Source organism: Pseudogracilibacillus sp. SE30717A, assembly GCF_037071985.1.
Classification (GTDB): Bacteria; Bacillota; Bacilli; order Bacillales; family Amphibacillaceae; genus Pseudogracilibacillus.
Map to the genome: position 1 here is coordinate 62218 of NZ_JAXHDF010000001.1, position 17880 is coordinate 80097.

Annotated in this window: 15 protein-coding genes; 1 reads left to right on the forward strand and 14 read right to left on the reverse strand. The window is 35.0% G+C overall.

Going from position 1 to position 17880, the window contains the following annotated elements:
• Positions 1-11 precede the first annotated feature (11 nt).
• From SPD48_RS00340 to SPD48_RS00375, 8 genes are all read right to left on the reverse strand, one after another.
• Entirely contained in the window at positions 12-809 is a 798-nt protein-coding gene (locus tag SPD48_RS00340) for a serine hydrolase (RefSeq protein WP_336256055.1), read from the reverse strand.
• Complete coding sequence (locus SPD48_RS00345) at positions 790-2232, reverse strand: serine hydrolase domain-containing protein (protein ID WP_336256056.1); 1443 nt, start codon at positions 2230-2232, stop codon at positions 790-792. The genes SPD48_RS00340 and SPD48_RS00345 overlap by 20 nt, the downstream gene beginning before the upstream one ends.
• A gap of 38 nt (positions 2233-2270) precedes the next feature.
• Positions 2271-3212, reverse strand: a complete 942-nt coding sequence (locus SPD48_RS00350) for a dipeptidase (RefSeq protein WP_336256057.1) — start codon at positions 3210-3212, stop codon at positions 2271-2273.
• A gap of 157 nt (positions 3213-3369) precedes the next feature.
• A complete protein-coding gene (locus tag SPD48_RS00355; RefSeq protein ID WP_442962085.1) occupies positions 3370-4329 on the reverse strand; it encodes an ABC transporter ATP-binding protein in 960 nt (319 codons plus the stop codon).
• A 94-nt stretch (positions 4330-4423) separates the two neighbouring features.
• Positions 4424-6076: a peptide ABC transporter substrate-binding protein gene (locus SPD48_RS00360; protein WP_336256058.1), complete on the reverse strand. Its 1653-nt coding sequence runs from the start codon at positions 6074-6076 to the stop codon at positions 4424-4426.
• 13 nt (positions 6077-6089) lie between these two features.
• Positions 6090-7097: an ABC transporter ATP-binding protein gene (locus tag SPD48_RS00365; protein WP_336256059.1), complete on the reverse strand. Its 1008-nt coding sequence runs from the start codon at positions 7095-7097 to the stop codon at positions 6090-6092.
• A gap of 9 nt (positions 7098-7106) precedes the next feature.
• Entirely contained in the window at positions 7107-8066 is a 960-nt protein-coding gene (locus tag SPD48_RS00370) for an ABC transporter permease (protein ID WP_336256060.1), read from the reverse strand.
• Positions 8067-8999 carry an ABC transporter permease gene (locus SPD48_RS00375; RefSeq protein ID WP_336256061.1) on the reverse strand — a complete coding sequence of 311 codons (933 nt, stop codon included), beginning with the start codon at positions 8997-8999 and terminating at the stop codon, positions 8067-8069. It lies immediately after the preceding gene.
• A gap of 374 nt (positions 9000-9373) precedes the next feature.
• On the opposite strand from SPD48_RS00375, the gene SPD48_RS00380 reads away from it, so the two are divergent.
• Positions 9374-10270 (forward strand): LysR family transcriptional regulator, encoded by an 897-nt coding sequence (locus tag SPD48_RS00380; protein WP_336256062.1) that lies wholly within the window; start codon positions 9374-9376, stop codon positions 10268-10270.
• A 58-nt stretch (positions 10271-10328) separates the two neighbouring features.
• Here the strand turns inward: SPD48_RS00380 and SPD48_RS00385 are convergent, their stop codons facing one another.
• The 6 genes from SPD48_RS00385 to SPD48_RS00410 all read right to left on the reverse strand — a co-directional run bounded on the left by SPD48_RS00385 (position 10329) and on the right by SPD48_RS00410 (position 16984).
• Positions 10329-12200, reverse strand: a complete 1872-nt coding sequence (locus tag SPD48_RS00385) for an ABC transporter permease (protein WP_336256063.1) — start codon at positions 12198-12200, stop codon at positions 10329-10331.
• Entirely contained in the window at positions 12172-12939 is a 768-nt protein-coding gene (locus SPD48_RS00390; RefSeq protein WP_336256064.1) for an ABC transporter ATP-binding protein, read from the reverse strand. The genes SPD48_RS00385 and SPD48_RS00390 overlap by 29 nt, the downstream gene beginning before the upstream one ends.
• Before the next feature lie 103 nt (positions 12940-13042).
• The gene (locus SPD48_RS00395; protein ID WP_336256065.1) at positions 13043-14020 is read right to left on the reverse strand and encodes a sensor histidine kinase; all 978 of its coding nucleotides are present in this window, start codon (positions 14018-14020) and stop codon (positions 13043-13045) included.
• A gap of 10 nt (positions 14021-14030) precedes the next feature.
• The gene (locus tag SPD48_RS00400) at positions 14031-14720 is read right to left on the reverse strand and encodes a response regulator transcription factor (protein WP_336256066.1); all 690 of its coding nucleotides are present in this window, start codon (positions 14718-14720) and stop codon (positions 14031-14033) included.
• A 90-nt stretch (positions 14721-14810) separates the two neighbouring features.
• Entirely contained in the window at positions 14811-16166 is a 1356-nt protein-coding gene (gene brnQ, locus SPD48_RS00405) for a branched-chain amino acid transport system II carrier protein (protein ID WP_336256067.1), read from the reverse strand.
• Between the two features lie 137 nt (positions 16167-16303).
• Complete coding sequence (locus tag SPD48_RS00410; RefSeq protein WP_336256068.1) at positions 16304-16984, reverse strand: SurA N-terminal domain-containing protein; 681 nt, start codon at positions 16982-16984, stop codon at positions 16304-16306.
• Positions 16985-17880 lie beyond the last annotated feature (896 nt).

Sequence of the window (17880 nt, forward strand, 5' to 3'; positions counted from 1 at the left end):
GTTGATGATGTTTATTTCATATAAAGATATAATTCCTTCCCAATCTCATTCAGAACTCTTAAGGCGGAATCTTGATGACACTCTTCAGATAGGATTGTAACCGTTACAACACGTTCACCCATATATAAAATACCTACATCATGCTTAACTCCTGTAACACTTCCTGTTTTACTAGCAAACACCCACTCAGGTTGAACACCGATAAATGGTTCCTCGTTTTTAGGTAATGTGCTCGTCAAATAATGAAGTTGCTGCCTTTTCATAATATTGATCATTTGCTCACAAGCATAATAAGAACTTAATATCCCAGTCGCAATTTTTTTCAAAAAGAGAGAAACATCATGAGCAGTAATGATATTTCTCCCTTCTATTTTAACTGGAACCGTCATTAGTTTATTGTAGAATGTACTGTTTTTCATCCCTATTTCAACCATTGTATCTTGAATCTCTTTAACTCCAATTTCGTCAATGATCATATTCGTGGCTGTATTATCGCTTTGAATGATCATTAACATCATAAGATCAAATAAAGATAATTTAATTCCGGGTGATAAATGTTGTATTACCCCGGCTCCCCCAACGATATCTTCTCTTTTTACTTCTAACGTATCACTTAACTTCAACAATCCTCTATCAGCCATCTTAAAAGCAGTCGCTAGAATTGGTAGTTTTATAATACTTGCTGCAAAAAAAGTTTTATGCGCATTCATATGCCAACTTTTTTTCTCGTTTAAATCTTCAATTGCAATCGCCCAATTTCCTTCTGCGTTTTCAATGATCCTCTCTAATTTAATCGTTAAATTTTCCATGATAAACTCCTTTTAAATTCCCGGCATCAGTTAATTTCGGAACAATCCGGTGGAAAATAGACATCGCTGTTGGAGTTCCGTTTTTATCTACTACTATTTCAATCGGCTCCAAAGTATCGTCCATTTCAGCAAGAAAAACATGTTTTCGAATCCACTTAATTGGATACTTTTTCCCCTTATAATAAAATTCCGCCTCACCGTTGTTTAATTCGATCGTAATATCTTCTAATTCGCCAGAACGATATGTTCCCTTATAACTTGCCAATGTTTCATCGTCTACTGAATATGCCTCATATGCGAAATGATGAGCATCTATATCCCGATTAAAATAGGCATTTAACGCTAACTCCATCGTACGAGAAGCAGGAAAACCGGATAAATTTGCTAAAACGATTACAGATATCCCTTTTTCTAATATCATCCCAAATTTTGAAGAAATCGATTGTAAACTTCCTCCATGTTCGATGAGAGTATCACCAAAATAATTAGGAGTAATCGTTAAGCCATACCCGTAAAATCGTTCTGGATCCATTTTTAAATATGGATATACCATTTGTTGGACACTTTTTTCCGTTAATATTCGTTTTCCATTTACTATTCCTTTGTTTATAAAAAGTTGACTATATGTAATCATGTCTCTAGCGGTAGACTTTAAAAATCCAGTTGCTCGCATGGCGGGTGCATCCCACCAATCTTGTACTTCATAAACGACATTTCCCTCTGTTAATTCATTTAGCTCATAACATGTTGTTATATTCTCATCATTTCCATACTCTTCCCTTGTAAAATAGGTTCGTTTCATTCCACAAGGATGAATGATGTTTTCAACTACGTATTGTTCATATGGAATGCCACTTGCCTGTTCGATAACCGCCCCTAATAATCCATATGCATCATTCGAATAACTAAATAACTTACCAGGCTGAGCAAATAACTGAACGTTAGCATCGGATATATAATTCATTAACGATTCAAATGTATCTATTGTTATCTCATCGGCATTTGATTCTAAGTAGTCAACTAAAAATTCATCGTTTCGCTTCCTGCGCATCGCATAATCTAATGAAGGAAGTGGAGGGATACCCGATGAGTGGTTCATAAAATGATGTACCGTTATTTTTTCTAAGTCATTTTTATTTTCAATTTTGAAATTTGGCAAGTAATCAGTAATAGGGGCATGAAGATTTATTTTTTCTTCTTCAACCAATTGCATTACAGCCGTGCAAGTAAATGATTTTGTTAAAGAAGCTAAACCAAATACAGTATCTCGATCAATTGGTAATGCTTTTTCTTTATTTTTAAAACCAACACTTTTTTCGTAAACAATATTTCCATATTCCGCGATGGCAACAATACAGCCCGGCACTTCATATGTATCCAGTAAATGTTCGATGCGTTCTTCAAATTCATTGAACTTCTTCATACATTTCCTCCTAAACAACAGCTATGTTAAGTCATGATTCATATACTGGCACTAAATTTCAGGAAGTTTTGATAGGCAAAACCTTTTACCTCATCCTCTGAATAGTATTTTAATAGTTCATTAATTAAATTTTGATACTTAGCACTATTCTCCAAGTTTGTAATATAACAATCTATTCCGTCAAAATCGGATCCAAAACCAATTTTGTTCACTCCACCTAATGAACATAAGTGATCAATATGTTTGATCAAATCGGAAATCTTTACCTTATTCGCATTTTCTCTTATAAAAGGCGGGTTAAAAACGACATGAATTAATCCAGTTTTCTCAAACAAACATTTGATTTGATCGTCATAAAGATTGCGTGGATGGTCACAAACACTTCGAGCATTAGAGTGGCTAGCGATTGGATAGTGTGCAAGTTCCATCACGTCCCAAAAGCCTTTAATTGATAAATGAGATACGTCAGTTAAAACGCGATGTTCGTTATTTAATTTGACAACTTCTTTCCCAAGAGCGGTTAAACCGGCACCCCGTTCTTCTCCTACACCATCTGCACATAAGTTAGCATGATTCCATGTAAGTCCTACCGACATTACTCCAAGATCGTATAGCTCTCTTAATTTATCTAAGTCATTTCCGAATGCATCAGCACCTTCTAATGTTAAAATTGCGCCTATTTCCCTATCTTTTAAACTATCTATCTCATCCCAGTGTTTAATAAACTTCATTTCTGAGTTTTTTTCAATAATTTCCGTATGAAACAATTCGGCCTGTTCTAAAGCGTACTCCCATAATTTATCTGTCGGAACTTCTGGAGGGATAAATATTGCAAAACATTGCAATAAAAGTTCTCCTTCTTTCAACCTTTCTAAATTCGTGTCTAACGTTTTTTCCTTTTTAAAGTCCAAGAACGTATTATTGCGTTTCGCCTGTTGCATTTCATATAGAGCATCACAATGTGTGTCGATTATTTTCATCAAACGACTCTCCTTTGTCTATTCATCCTTTCATAAAAATGAATCATAAAGTTACCTATCTACTATTATTTTTATGTTAAATTAATAATAAAGAAAAAGCTGTCTAAACATCGAAGTGCTATCATATTATGATTAAAATTCTTCTTTACTTTTAGGTTTAATTATATAAATGACAAGCAACAAGATGATTCGGCTCAACCTCTCGCCATTCAGGCTTTACTTGCGCGCATATATTCATTGCCATTTGACAACGAGTTCTAAAAGTACAACCGCTTGGGGGATTAATGGGGCTTGGAAGCTCTCCCTTTAAGATGATGCGTTCTCTTGTTTCTTCAATATCCGGATCAGGTATCGGAATAGCCGAAAGTAATGCCTTTGTATATGGATGAAGCGGCGTTTCATAAAGTTGATTGCTAACTGTTAATTCAACCAAATTCCCTAAATACATCACACCGATTCGATCTGAAATATATTTAACCATCGATAAATCGTGAGCGATAAATAAAAATGTTAAACCTTTCTCCATCTGTAATCTTTTTAATAAATTGACAACTTGTGCTTGTACAGACACATCAAGTGCGGAAATAGACTCATCAGCAATGATGAATTCTGGCTCTAGGGCAAGCGCTCGTGCAATACCAATTCGTTGACGTTGTCCTCCACTAAATTCATGTGGATAACGGTTCGCATGATCACGATTTAGACCTACTTCTTCTAATAGTTGATATACTTTTTCCATCCGCTCTTTCCGGTTCCTACTCATCCCATGAACTTCCATTGGATCTGAAATTACTTCACTAACTGTAAATCGAGGATTTAAAGAAGCATAAGGGTCTTGAAAAATCATTTGCATCTTACGATAAAACGACCATTTATCATCATCTGAAAGCTCATGAACATTTTCACCATCATAAAGGACATCACCGGATGTTTTATTATAAAGTCCCATAATTGTACGACCGATCGTTGATTTTCCACAACCCGATTCACCAACGAGTCCAAATATTTCTCCTTTTTTCACTTCAAAACTAACTTCATTGACTGCTTGTAAAACTGATCCTTTTCCAATATTAAAGTGTTTCGTTAAATCGTTCACCTGTAAAATAGCATCTTTCATCCAATTCACCCCAACTCACTGAAGACTTACTTTTATCGTATAAATGAGGAGTGGCTCCTATCTAAGCGAGCCATTCCTTCGATCAATAATTTTATTAGTTTTCAATATCTGCATATTTCAAGTCAAAGTATCCAACAGGATGCCTTAGTATGCCTGATACCCCTTCTGCTTCGAGTACCACCGTGTTATAAAAACGAATCGGCGTTGCGATCGCTTCTTCTGCAAGTAGTTTTTCAGCTTCATATAAAGATTCCCAACGTTTTTCTTCATCTGGCTCTGACTTACCTTTTTCAATTAACTCATCATATTCTGCATTTGACCAACCAGTTCTGTTCATATATGAATCAGTTACGAAGCTTTCTAAAAAGTTCACTGGATCATAATAGTCGTTTATGAATGAACTTCTTGAGAATTGAAGTTCTAAGTTTTGCTGGGCCTCAGCATACACATTCCACTCTTGGTTTTCTAATTTCACTTCAACACCTAAATTTTCTTTCAACATATCTTGAATCGATTCAGCAACTGCCTTATTACTATCGGTCGTGTTATACGATAATACCACTTCAGGTAATTCGTCGTATCCTTCCTCTTCCATTCCTTCTTCAAGCAATTGTTTTGCTTTTTCAGGGTCAAGTGCAACTAAATCGCCATTTACATCACGGAAGTCTTCTCCCGTAGGACTAGTAAAACCGGGAGACACATAACCGAATGCTGGTTCAACTTTATTCTTTACAACATATTCCGCAATTGACTCTCGATCGATCGCATAAGAAAAGGCTTGACGAATCTTTTTGTTATCAAATGGTTCTTTCGTGACGTTAAAGCGGTAAAATTCCAATCCACCATAATCACCGATATAGACATTGTCACCTTCGATTAGCTCATCTGATAACTCAGGAGGAATCTCAGCAGTATCAAGTTCTCCACTTTGGAACATTTGGTATTGTGTATTCTCATCATTTACCATGGCAAAGTGGACTTTATCTAATTTAACTGTGTCAGCATCCCAATAATGCTCATTCTTAGCAAATATCATTTCATTGTCATGCTCCCATGATTCTAGCTTAAATGGACCATTTGCTACGAATGAATCAGCTTCTGCATGCCAATTCTCATTTTCTGCTGCTACTTTATGATTGATTGGAAAAAATGCTGGATTCGTTAATAAATCTAAAAAGAATCCAGTTGGTGCAGTTAAGACGACTTCTAATGTTTTTTCATCGATCGCATTGATTGCTACATCATCAGCAGATCCTTCTCCAGCATTGTATTCTTCAGCGCCTTCAATAAAATAGGCTAGAAAAGCTGCAGATGAGGCAGTTTCCGGATCTAACATATATTTCCATGCATAAACGAAATCCTCTGCTGTAACAGGGTCACCATTTGACCAATTTGCATCTTCACGGAGATGAAAAGTATACGTTAATTTATCGTCGGAAATATCCCATTCTTCTGCTGCACCCGGCGCCGGTTGAGATTCTTGATCTAGACGAGTTAGCCCTTCCATCAAGTTATTCAACGGGTCCCAAGACACAGCGTCAAATCCAATCGAAGGATTAAAGGAAGTAGGTTCTACATCATTATTTAAACGAAGTACTTTTTCCCCGCCATCTTCCTCTGTCTCACCTTCTTCAGTCCCTTCATCTGTCGTTTGCGATTCTTCTTTTCCAGCATCTTCATTCGCTGTACAAGCAACTAGAACAACCGCTGTTAATAATACAAATAATAACAACAAATATTTCCTCATGTTTTTACCCCCCTCATGATTTTACCGCTAAAGAAGCCATTACTTTTTTCGCCCGCTCATCTTGGAGCCAACAATCCACATGGTGTGATTGACTAAGTCGTGTTTGTGCGGGATAAACTTTATTACACACCTCCATGGCATATGGACACCGTGCGGTAAACGGACATCCTGCAGGAGGTGAGAATAAATCAGGTGGTGTACCATCAATTGGTGCTAATTGTTCTTTCCTCATATCTAAACGAGGAATAGAGTTTAAAAGTCCCCGGGTATAAGGATGTGATGGCTGATAAAAAATTTCCCGTTTCGTTCCTGTTTCAATAATTTTACCGGCATACATTACTGCAATACGATCAGCAACTTTAGCAACAACTCCAAGATCATGCGTAATTAAAATAACTGCTATACCTGTTCTTTTCTGTATTTTGTCAAATAGTTCTAAAATTTGCGCTTGAATGGTAACATCAAGAGCTGTTGTCGGTTCGTCAGCAATTAATAAATCAGGTTCGCAAATTAAAGCAATAGCAATAACGATACGCTGTCTCATCCCTCCACTAAATTGATGTGGATAATGATTCATCCTTTCTTCGGGATTTGGTATCCCTACAAGATTCAACATTTCGAGTGCTTTTTTCTTAGCATGATTTTTATCTATTTTATGATGTTGACGTAACCCTTCTGTCAATTGATTTCCAACCGTTAAAGTTGGGTTTAGTGCTGTCATCGGGTCTTGGAAAATCATAGAGATATCAACACCTCGAATGGAACGCATTTCTTTATCGCTAATTTTTATTAAGTCTTCACCTTTAAACAACACTTCACCTTGTGTTATTCTTCCGGGTGGGTTGGGGATTAATCGCATAATAGCGTTAGATGTTACACTTTTCCCACATCCCGACTCCCCCACTATGGCGAGGGTCTCTCCTCTATTAACATGAAAATTTACTCCCCTTACTGCTTGAACTGTTCCTCCATAAGTGGAGAAAGTTACATGAAGATTCTTTACTTCTACTATTTTCTCCATATTTCACCCCTACTTCCTTAGCTTTGGATCAAGTGCATCTTGTAATCCATCACCTAGTACGTTAAAAGCAAACATTGTAAATGAGATAAAGAAAGCTGGGAAAAATAATGTCCACCAGTTTCCGGATAAAATAGCACCTAACGAATCATTTGCCATTACTCCCCAACTCGCATAGGGTGCTTGTATACCCAACCCTATAAAACTTAAGAAAGCTTCGGCAAAAATAGCGGAAGGTACTGTTAATGTCATTTGTACAATAATCGGTCCCATCGTATTCGGTAACAGATTTTTTCGAATAATCCTCGATGTTTTAGCCCCGTACGATTGAGCGGCAAGAACGAATTCGTAATTTTTTATTTGGAGGACTTGCCCCCTTACAATCCTTGCCATCCCGACCCAGCCGGTCACTGTTAAAGCTACTATAATCGTAAATAAACTTGGCCCAAGAACAACGAGTAATAAAATGACAACTAATAAATAAGGAAGGCCGTATAAAATTTCAACGATTCGCATCATGACATTGTCAGTACGGCCGCCTTTATAACCGGCAATACCTCCATAAATAATCCCGATGGATACGTCGATTAATGCAGCCATTAATCCAACAAATAAGGAAATACGTGCTCCATACCATGTTCTTGTAAATACATCTCTGCCGGCTGAATCTGTTCCAAACCAATGCTCAGCAGATGGTTTTTGATACTGTTCAGGTAAATTTTGCGTATTTACCTCGTAAGGTGAAAGGATGGGACCAAAAATTGCCATGAATGTTAGTAATATAAGGAATATTAATCCTACCATCGCCAACTTATTTTTCTTTAATCTATTCCATGCGTCTTTCCAATAGGAGAGTGAAGGACGTGCTACTACTTCCCCCATCCCTTGCTCTTTTTCTAGTAATCGGAACCATTCGTCAGGTGCTTCGGAAGGAGAATTTTTTTCAGGTTGCATTTCATGAAGTGCTTTCATTTATTCTCCTCCTTTCCGATGAACTTTAATTCTTGGATCTAATATGCCGTAAGCGATATCAACTAAAAAAAGCATAATGATTAAAAAGGCGCTATAAAACACGGTCGTCCCCATAATAACTGGATAGTCACGTTGGTTAATGCTATCAACGAAGTATTTTCCCATCCCTGGGATAGCGAAAATTTTTTCTATAACGAACGTACCAGTTAAGATACTTGCAATTAATGTACCTAATATTGTTACAACTGGCATTAACGCGTTTCTAAGAGCATGTTTTACAATAATCTTCCATGGATTTAGCCCTTTTGCCTTTGCCATTCGAATATAATCTTGTGTCAATACTTCCAACATGGATGATCTTGTAAGTCTAGCGATAATCGCCATTGGGCCGGTAGCTAATGCTAATGTTGGAAGAACCATATGAGCCGGGCTAGACCAAGTTGCTACAGGTAACAGTTCCAAATTCACCGCGAGATGTTGGATTAATAATGTCGCTAAAACAAAGTTTGGAATTGAAATACCTAGCACTGCAAACCCCATTGCTAAATAATCTATCATTCCATTATGTCGTAAAGCTGCGAACACACCTAACGTAATTCCTGATAATACAGCGACAATGATCGTAATGATCCCTAATTCAAAAGATATCGGAAAGCCCCTGCCTAAAAGGTCATTTACTGAGTGATCTGGTTGTTTAATAGAGGGACCAAAGTCAAATGTAGCAATCGATTTTATGTAAAGGAGATATTGAACATAGTAAGGTTTGTCTAAATTGTAATGCGCTTCTAAGTTTGCTTGAACAGTTTCATTAGAGGAACTTTCACTATTAAATGGAGAACCTGGAATACTTACCATTAAAATAAATGTTAATGAAATGATGATCCAAAGTGTAATTAGCATAATAAGTAAGCGCTTTAAAATATAACGTAACATTCTACTCACCCCTATTTATCAACTAGTGTTTTTCTTTACTCTAAATTTGCTACGTCATTTAACTTGTATGTTTTTACCTAAAATGGTTTTGTTAGCGCTTTCTATTGATGAAAAACTTATGTTTAAGTGGTATTCATTTCCATAAACTTAATAATTTTATTTAATTATATGGAATTTTACCCTATATTTCCAATTAATATTATTTGTTCTACTTATTTAAAAAACTAATAACCCTTTATTTATCCGCCTTAAGTATGATGAAAATGACCATATTTACTATATAATTAATATAAAGATATGAAAAAAATAGAATTTTATGATGAATATTTTTCAATGCATCTTTACAAAAGATTGATAACATAGGTGGTATAAAAATGAATTTGAATCAACTAGAAGCTTTTTTATATGTTTCATTTACTGGTAGTTTTAGTAAAGCTGGAGAAATTTTATTTATATCCCAACCAACAGTAAGTGCTCGTATCAAATCATTAGAACAAATCTTAGGTTGTTCATTATTTAACCGAAATGATAAAAATGCCACGTTAACTAAAGAAGGAGAAATCTTTTTACCATATGCTAAAACAATTCTTGAACAAATGGATGAAGGAATCCATTCCATTCAAAATCGTAATTTAATTACTGAAGGAGAAATAAGTATTTCATCTGTATTAATTATGGCAGATTTTATTTTACCAAAAATAATTAGTGAGTTTTATAAAGTCTTTCCAAAAATTAAACTAACCGTTCATACAGGACATACCCATAACGTATTAGATATGGTTCTAAATTATGAAGTACCGTTAGGGATTACTCGTTCCGTTAATCATCCCAAACTTGATTCCATTCATTTATTCGACGATGAACTGGTGTTAGTGACGTACCCAAGCCATCCTTTTTACCACAAACAGCATGTTTCTTTGCAAGATGTCGCCAATGAGCCGTTAATCTTATTTAATCGTGGTTCAATCGATTGGACTTTGATTAATAAAGCATTTCACAATTTAAAAATAGAATCGAACATCGTTTTAGAAACGGATAATATTAAGCTCGTGAAGCAAATGATCATAAAAAAAATGGGGATTGGTATTTTGCCTAGATTATCTTTAGAAGAAGAATTAAGGGCAGATAATCTTCGTGTTGTAAATATTAGCGACTTACCCCAACTTAGTCGTCCATATCAAATTATCTTTTTAAAAGATACAAAAATAGAAGGTTTATTAAAATTTTTTGTAGACTTTGTATCCACTCAAATTAAACAAATGATGAAATAACTCTTTAGTGCAAACTTAAAAAGGGACTGAAGAGCATCAAGCCCTACAGTCCTTTTTGCTATTTTACAGCTAATTTCACTTGATTTGTGTAAAAATAACGAACAATTATAAAATATACAACTTGGATAACAAAGAAACTTCCAAGAACAATTGCCGATTCAATAAATAAATTATAACCAAACATATGTGATAAGGCTGTTAATGCAACTGCTCCATGGATTAACGCGACGACAATTGGCGCAAAGAATAAAAGAGTGATTTGTTTACTAATGACGCCATTCATTTCTTTTGTCGTTAACCCAATTTTACTAATTGCCATAAATTTTTGCTTATCATCGTCAAGGTCTGTGTATAGCCTGAAATACAAGAAACTTCCTGCCGATACGAAAAACACGATTCCAATAAATAATCCGACAAACATAATCGGGCTCCACATTTTATTAACATCATGTACGATAAAGTCCACTGCCATGACTCCGGGAAAGTCTTTAGAAACCTTCTGGCCAGCTGCGATCAATTTATCTTTTTCACCGTCTGATACTTGCCAACCAATTACGTTTTGCTTGTATTCGGATGATGGAAGCCGATTATAAATTCCTTCACCAACAATATAATAATGCATTACTTCTGGTAAAACATCGGGCTTTGCAATACCTAACAAGCTTTTATTCACATTCGCATTCGTTCCATCTTCTAAAGTAATATATGTGTTTTCTAAATTATCTTGAGGTACCAACATATTTACAGTATTTTGTTCCACTACTGTCACTTGGTCATCTTGTAACTCTATTTCTTTTTCACCTATAAGCCGTGCAAAGGCATTATACGTCTCGGCAGTTGTAATTAAAATTGAATCCTCATTCTGATTGTAATAATTTAATACTATTTCAGCTTTATCATACGTTAAATCATATTCATCAAGCGTTTGTTCAATTTTTTTAATTTCTGTGTTATCATCTTTTGGCGTATAAACAAATGAAATAGGATGGGCAGATTTTAGCCCACTTGTTAAATAAGAATTAAGTCCAACGAGTGTCCCAATTGCGCTAAATGCAACTGTGGAAATAATTGCTACCATAAAAAAGGATCGTGCATTATCTTTCATCCTGTACGATAAATCTGAAAACAAAAGCATATTTGTTTTCTTCCAAAATAAACGGTTACTGCTTTTTAGCTTTCTAACAACATAAACATTTAATTGAGTAAATAAAAAGTAAGTTCCTACTGTAACAAGTGCTACAACAGGAAATAAAGCAAGAACAACTGCTACCCCTTCTACATATAAAGCAATCGCATATCCGCTTCCTACCAAAAGGACGGCTAGTATTGTTAACCAGATGGATGCTTTTGGTTCACTTTTTCCAATTTTATCTCCCTTAATTAATTTCACTAATTTATTTGTTCGAAGTACAAAGGTGACAAAAATTGAAATAAAGAAAAATAAAATCATAAATGAAATGAATGTCACTATTAACGCTCTTGTTGGAAAATAAAAATTTAAGCTACCATCTAAAACTAATATATTCTCCGCAATAAGAAGAATTGCTTTTGAAAAAACTAATCCAAGTGCAATTCCTATTCCTGTTGCAAAAAATCCAATGACCATATTTTCAAGGAAAACCATCCAACGTATTTGATTATTCGACATACCCTGGACCATTAATACACCAAATTCTCTTTTTCTTGACTGTAAAAATGAACTCATCGAATAAAGAATAAAGAAAAAAGAAAAAACATAAATAATCCCGCCTGCGACTGACATCCCTTGTAAAACACTAGAATTCATTTCCTCACCTGATAACTCAGGATGAAAGGCAAAATTCAAAAATGTAAAGAATACCATGACAGTAAACATACTACTTAAAAAATAAGCAACATATAATCGCTTATTTCGAAAAACATTATGAAAGGCGAATTGACGAAAGGTCATTGTCATTGCCTCCCATTAAAGAAAGTGTATCGATTATCTGTTGGAAGAAAACTTTTTGGCTATCACCTTTATGAATTTCAGAATATAGCTTTCCATCACGAATAAATACCACTCGATCACAGTAGCTTGCTGCTTGAGCATCATGTGTTACGAGCATCATAGTTGTGTCGTGTTCTTTATTCATTAATGTTAGCATTTCCATCACATCTTTAGATGCTTTTGAGTCAAGATTTCCTGTCGGTTCATCTGCAAGAACAAGTTTTGGCTCATGGATCATTGCTCTTGCGACAGCTGTCCGTTGTGCTTGACCTCCTGATATTTCATACGTACGTTTATTCATTATTTCTTTTATACCAAGTGTTTCTGCAATCACTTGAGACTTCTGCTTCATTTCTTTCACGGACTTTCGATCAAGCGTCAAAGGAAGCACAATGTTTTCCTCTACTGTTAATGTGTGAAGTAAATTAAAATCCTGAAAGACAAATCCTAATTCTTGTCTACGGAATTTCGCCAATTTATTTTTGCTCATTTGATGCGGCTGTTTATTTTCAATGATTACTTCTCCATTCGTAGGCTCATCAATCGTAGCAATGATATTTAAAAGTGTCGTTTTTCCACTTCCGGACGGGCCCATAATTCCTACAAATTCACCTTTGTCAACTTGTAAATTAATATCCGTTAAAGCACGATATGGTACTTTTCCTTCGTAAACTTTGCTTACATTTTTTACTTCTAACATAAAAAATACCTCTTTTCCTTTATTACTTATAGCTTATAACGGATGCTGTGTTCTTTCTATAGAATTTCCTTTCACTTATCTTACAAAGTTGTAAGGAATGTTCCTACCCAAATTTAATTCGAAACGTCGTGCCAGACCCGACCTCGGAATTCACTTCAATGGTATGTCCTAAGTAGTTTGCAACTTCTTTTACTAAAAAAAGCCCTACACCAGTCGACTCTTTAAAATTGCGGCCATTTACTCCTGTATAAAAGGCATTAAAAATACGATTCATATCTTCCTTCGGGATACCAACTCCCCGATCTGTAATTTCTATAAATGGAAATCCATTATTATTACCTATTCGAATAAACACCTTATCAGATTGTCCAGAAGAATATTTGATCGCATTGTGCAGTAATTGATTCAACATAAAAAATAACCATTTTTCATCTGATTCAATGGTCACGTCTTCCATCTCTTCCGATAGTTGAGGGTAAATGTTATTTCTAATATAAAATCGTTTATTTTCCTGGTTTACGTCTTGAATTAATTTAACTAAATTTATTTTTTTGATATGAAAATCTTTTTCAATCGTTCTTAATCTTGCCATATATAACACCATATTCAGACCATGCTTTAGGCGATCCAGTTCTTCTCTAAAATCAGAAGACTCCGGTTCATCAAGGTCCTTCGCCATTAATTCTAGAACAGATAATGGTGTTTTCATTTGATGGATCCAGCGGTCCATAAATATTAGATGTTCTTCCTGATCCTTACTCATAGCAACTATCTGCTGTTGATAAGTACTATACTGCGTTTTTAATAGATTACTTAAACTTTCTGAGATTGGTACTTGATCTAGCGATTCCAAGGAATCGTCAATGGATTTCATCGGTACAGTTAGTCGTTGATAAAACTTTTTTCGACTTAAATAATGATATAAAAGATAGCAAAACAATAAAAAACAACCTAGAAAAATACTGTATAATAGAATGTAAACAGATCGAAAACCTGCAAGCCAAAAAACCCCTGCGATTGTACCAAATTGAAGAAGTTGTATGATGATTAGTAGTCTATGCTCTCTTAAAAATAATTTCATGTATATCCCCTCACCATGTAATAAGAAGACGATAGCCGACACCTCGAACTGTTTCAATCGCACCATGAATATCAAGCTCTTTTAACTTCTTTCTAACTCTTGTTATATTGACATTTAACGTATTCTCATCAACAAATGTTTGATCGTCCCATAATTTTTCTAATAGTATTTCACGTCCAGCAACCCTAGGATAACGTTCCATTAACAATTCCATAATATTTGCTTCATTTTTCGACACTGAAACAGTTTGTCCATTAAAAGTTAACTCAAGTCGTTCAGGGTACAATTGTAACCCACTTTCTTCAACAATTCTTTCTTTATTTACAGTAGAATATTCACCATAAGCACGTCTTAACTGACTTTTAATTTTGGCCAATACAATCTCCGGAGAAAACGGCTTCGTAATAAAGTCGTCCCCCCCGTTTTCCAATGCCATCACCTGATCCATCTCTCCAGTTCGAGCAGAGATAAAAATGACGGGACAAGTAGATGTTTTTCGAATTTGTCTACACCAATAGAAGCCATCGAAGCTAGGCAAATTTATATCTAATAATACGAGATGAGGACGAAAAGAATTAAAGTCACTTAATACAGTTGTAAAATCAATAACCGTAAATACATCATATCCATATTTTTTTAGCTCTCTTTCTAAATGTTGAGCTATCTTTTGGTCATCTTCAACAATTAATATTTTTTGCATATTTTTTCCTCCAAAAAGACAAAAATACATCTTATTACTACATAATTATATAGTAATAAGATGTATTTTATAAATTATTATTAATTTCTATTAGTTTTCTATTCTATTTTTTCTTTGTGTTCTAGCAACTAATCCAGTAATGATAATGATGATCACGGCTGGTATTAACCATCCTAGGCCCTCGGCATAAAATGGTAAGACCTTTCCATAAAAAGAAATGATCGGTTTCATCCAACCAAAATATTCCAATCCAAATTGATCACAAAGTGTTTTTAACCCATCAAATATACTAATGAGAAATGTAACAGTAATTGTTGATGCATAAACCATCTGTGAATGATTAAATAATGGCGAGACAAATGAAAGTACCATCAGTACAATTGCCAGAGGATAAAGAAACATTAATACAGGGATAGAGAAATTAATAATATTAGCTAATCCAAAATTCGCAAAAGCAAATGTTAATAATGAGAAAAATACAACGAATAGTTTATAACTAATCGATGGGAATAATGTATGAAAATATTCCGCATTGGCGGTTATTAAACCGATTGCTGTTGTCAAACAAGCCAAAATGATTACTGCTGCTAAAATGACTGTTCCTAGCGTTCCAAAATAATGATCTGCTGCCCCGTTTAATACTGGACCACCATTATCAAATATACCTAATATAGATACACTTGTCGCTCCTAAAAAAGCAATTCCGACATAGATAATACCTAGTAGTAGAATGGCAACCAAACCTGACTTGGAAGCTTCGGCAAAGATTCTCCCTTTTGTGGTGACTCCAAACGAACGGATAACAGTAATAATGATAATTCCAAATACTAATGAAGCCAATGCATCCATAGTATTATAACCTTCTAAAAATCCTTTAACAAAAGCACCAGTTTGGTAGGCTTCTTCAGGAGACTGAATAGACCCCATTGGGTTAAATATAGCTGTTAATAAAAGAACTGCAAGTAATAATACGAGTGCTGGTGCTAAGATTTTCCCTATATTATCTACTAATTTTGCTGGATACAACGAAAACAAAAAGGCAATAGCAAAAAAGATAACCGTAAAAATAAATAATCCTATCTTTTCTGAGCCTTCTCCAACAAATGGTGCGATACCAACTTCATAAGCGACCGTACCCGTTCTCGGCGCTGCGAAAAATGGCCCAATCGTTAAATATAATAAAGCAGTAAAAAAGACCCCATATGCCGGATGAACCCTTCCAGCTAATTCTTGTAAATTATTCGTTCCTGAAAACCCCATCGCTAAGATCCCTAGAAAGGGTAATCCTACACCAGTAATTAAAAAACCAATTACTGCAGGCCAGATGCTTGTACCAGCATACTGTCCTAACTGAGCAGGAAAAATTAAATTCCCGGCTCCAAAAAATAATGCAAATAGCATAAATCCAATTGCTACGTGAGAAGATAGTTTAAGTTTATTGTTCATGATGTTCCTTTCCTATATGTCTAGACGCTCGGCACACGGATGAAAAATACGAATCCGCTTTAATTGCGTCGATATTTTGTGTAATTATACTTTTCTGTCAATTTAGCAAAGAGCCATTGTATATGGCACCAATTCTATTAAATCTTTTCTTCGATTTCCGATTCCTCTCTTGCTTTTTCAATTTTAGCTTCGAGTTCTTCATCCGTTTTTTGTTTGAGTACTTGTTTTTTCAGTGTATCTTTAATCTCATCGAATTCTGGAATATCTTCATTTCCTTCTTTTGCTTTTTCATAGTACTCTTTTAATTCATCGTCAGTCACAGATACTTTGATCACTTTTGCTTGATATTCATTCATCGTCATTTCAAACTTTAATTGATCTTTAAATCCTTCTTCTGTAATCTGATATTGCTCTAATAAGGTTTCAAGTGCTTCCTTGTTTTCAGATTTTATTGTTTCAAACTCCGATTCAGCAATCTCATCTGTAATTTCAATGCCTTCTTCTTTCGCTTGTTGCATAACCAATTGACGATCAATGATTGAATCTATTGTTGCTTGTTTCAATTCTCCCATCTCTACTTCTTCACCAAATTGGCCAGCATAAAGTTTTAATTGAGTATATACTAGATTATATGTTCTCCCTGTTACATCCTCTCCGTTTATTACGGCAACAACTTTATCATCATCAACTTTTTCTTCATTTGAAATCTCGACTGAAGGTGATGTAGGTTGTTCAGCTTCCTTTTTATCGTCATCCCCACATGCAACAAGAATCCCTGCCAACAGAAATACAAGGCTTCCTATGATAAATCTTTTCATAAGATTAGATCTCCTTTTTTAAAATAAATTCGTCCATTATTAATTCAAACACATTCAATCTAGCTTTATCAAGTAATAATAACTAAAAAAACTTGGTTAATTTTTGGTAGTTAAAAGACTGGAAACTATTTCAATTAATATTCTACATTTAGCTAAATGTAAGTAACTTAACTTCTCAGCGTGAAATAGATAAATAAACCTTAGTAGTATTAGGATGTTTAGAGTTTCACCCTTAGTTGTATATTCAATTAACTAGTTGCTTGAAACAACTATATACCAAGATGTTTCATCGTCACATTTGATATAAACTGTACAGTAACTAAATTAGGGATGAGCTGATTAACCGCTACAGAAATATGTTTCGCTTTCCGTGGGCGGCTGTTGAGCCTCCTTGTGCTACGCACTACGTAGTCTCATCCAGGCCTTTCCTCCCACAGGAGTCTACACATATTTCCTCCGCTAGGTGTGTTTAGTAAATAATTCTTAACAGTTTGATACTTCTATTACAATGGTTGATTGAAGCCGTAGGGCAGTCGACTCCTGCGGGAAAAGCAACAGCTGAAGATCCCGCAAGAAGCGATCTTTGCTTCTGAGGAAGCTGAAGCGTTGCCCGGAGCGCAAATCAACGATGCAGTATAGGTTTGGAAGAGAGAACTTAAAATACGTCACAGTTTACGTTTTTTGTGCATAATAGTTTTATCATAATTAAGTTGTCAAGAAATCAATTGGAAACATGTTCGAGTAAATCCACATATCTGTTTAAAATCATTTTGTTTGTGAGAAAGTTGAGAAGTAATAAACAAGGATAAACCTTTCTAAAAAGTTATCACTTATGCATGTCTGAATCTTTTATTTTTTAGCATCAACTATACATTGACCCGATTATTTAAGTATGT

Coding starts and splice junctions, on each gene's coding strand:
- SPD48_RS00395 (WP_336256065.1), bottom strand. CDS start 14,020: ATGAAATTATTTTTAAGAGAGCATAGACTACTAATCATCATACAACTT.
- SPD48_RS00385 (WP_336256063.1), bottom strand. CDS start 12,200: ATGACCTTTCGTCAATTCGCCTTTCATAATGTTTTTCGAAATAAGCGA.
- SPD48_RS00350 (WP_336256057.1), bottom strand. CDS start 3,212: ATGAAAATAATCGACACACATTGTGATGCTCTATATGAAATGCAACAG.
- SPD48_RS00410 (WP_336256068.1), bottom strand. CDS start 16,984: ATGAAAAGATTTATCATAGGAAGCCTTGTATTTCTGTTGGCAGGGATT.
- SPD48_RS00380 (WP_336256062.1), top strand. CDS start 9,374: ATGAATTTGAATCAACTAGAAGCTTTTTTATATGTTTCATTTACTGGT.
- SPD48_RS00390 (WP_336256064.1), bottom strand. CDS start 12,939: ATGTTAGAAGTAAAAAATGTAAGCAAAGTTTACGAAGGAAAAGTACCA.
- SPD48_RS00345 (WP_336256056.1), bottom strand. CDS start 2,232: ATGAAGAAGTTCAATGAATTTGAAGAACGCATCGAACATTTACTGGAT.
- SPD48_RS00365 (WP_336256059.1), bottom strand. CDS start 7,097: ATGGAGAAAATAGTAGAAGTAAAGAATCTTCATGTAACTTTCTCCACT.
- SPD48_RS00355 (WP_442962085.1), bottom strand. CDS start 4,329: ATGAAAGATGCTATTTTACAGGTGAACGATTTAACGAAACACTTTAAT.
- SPD48_RS00375 (WP_336256061.1), bottom strand. CDS start 8,999: ATGTTACGTTATATTTTAAAGCGCTTACTTATTATGCTAATTACACTT.
- SPD48_RS00400 (WP_336256066.1), bottom strand. CDS start 14,720: ATGCAAAAAATATTAATTGTTGAAGATGACCAAAAGATAGCTCAACAT.
- SPD48_RS00340 (WP_336256055.1), bottom strand. CDS start 809: ATGGAAAATTTAACGATTAAATTAGAGAGGATCATTGAAAACGCAGAA.
- SPD48_RS00370 (WP_336256060.1), bottom strand. CDS start 8,066: ATGAAAGCACTTCATGAAATGCAACCTGAAAAAAATTCTCCTTCCGAA.
- SPD48_RS00360 (WP_336256058.1), bottom strand. CDS start 6,076: ATGAGGAAATATTTGTTGTTATTATTTGTATTATTAACAGCGGTTGTT.
- brnQ (WP_336256067.1), bottom strand. CDS start 16,166: ATGAACAATAAACTTAAACTATCTTCTCACGTAGCAATTGGATTTATG.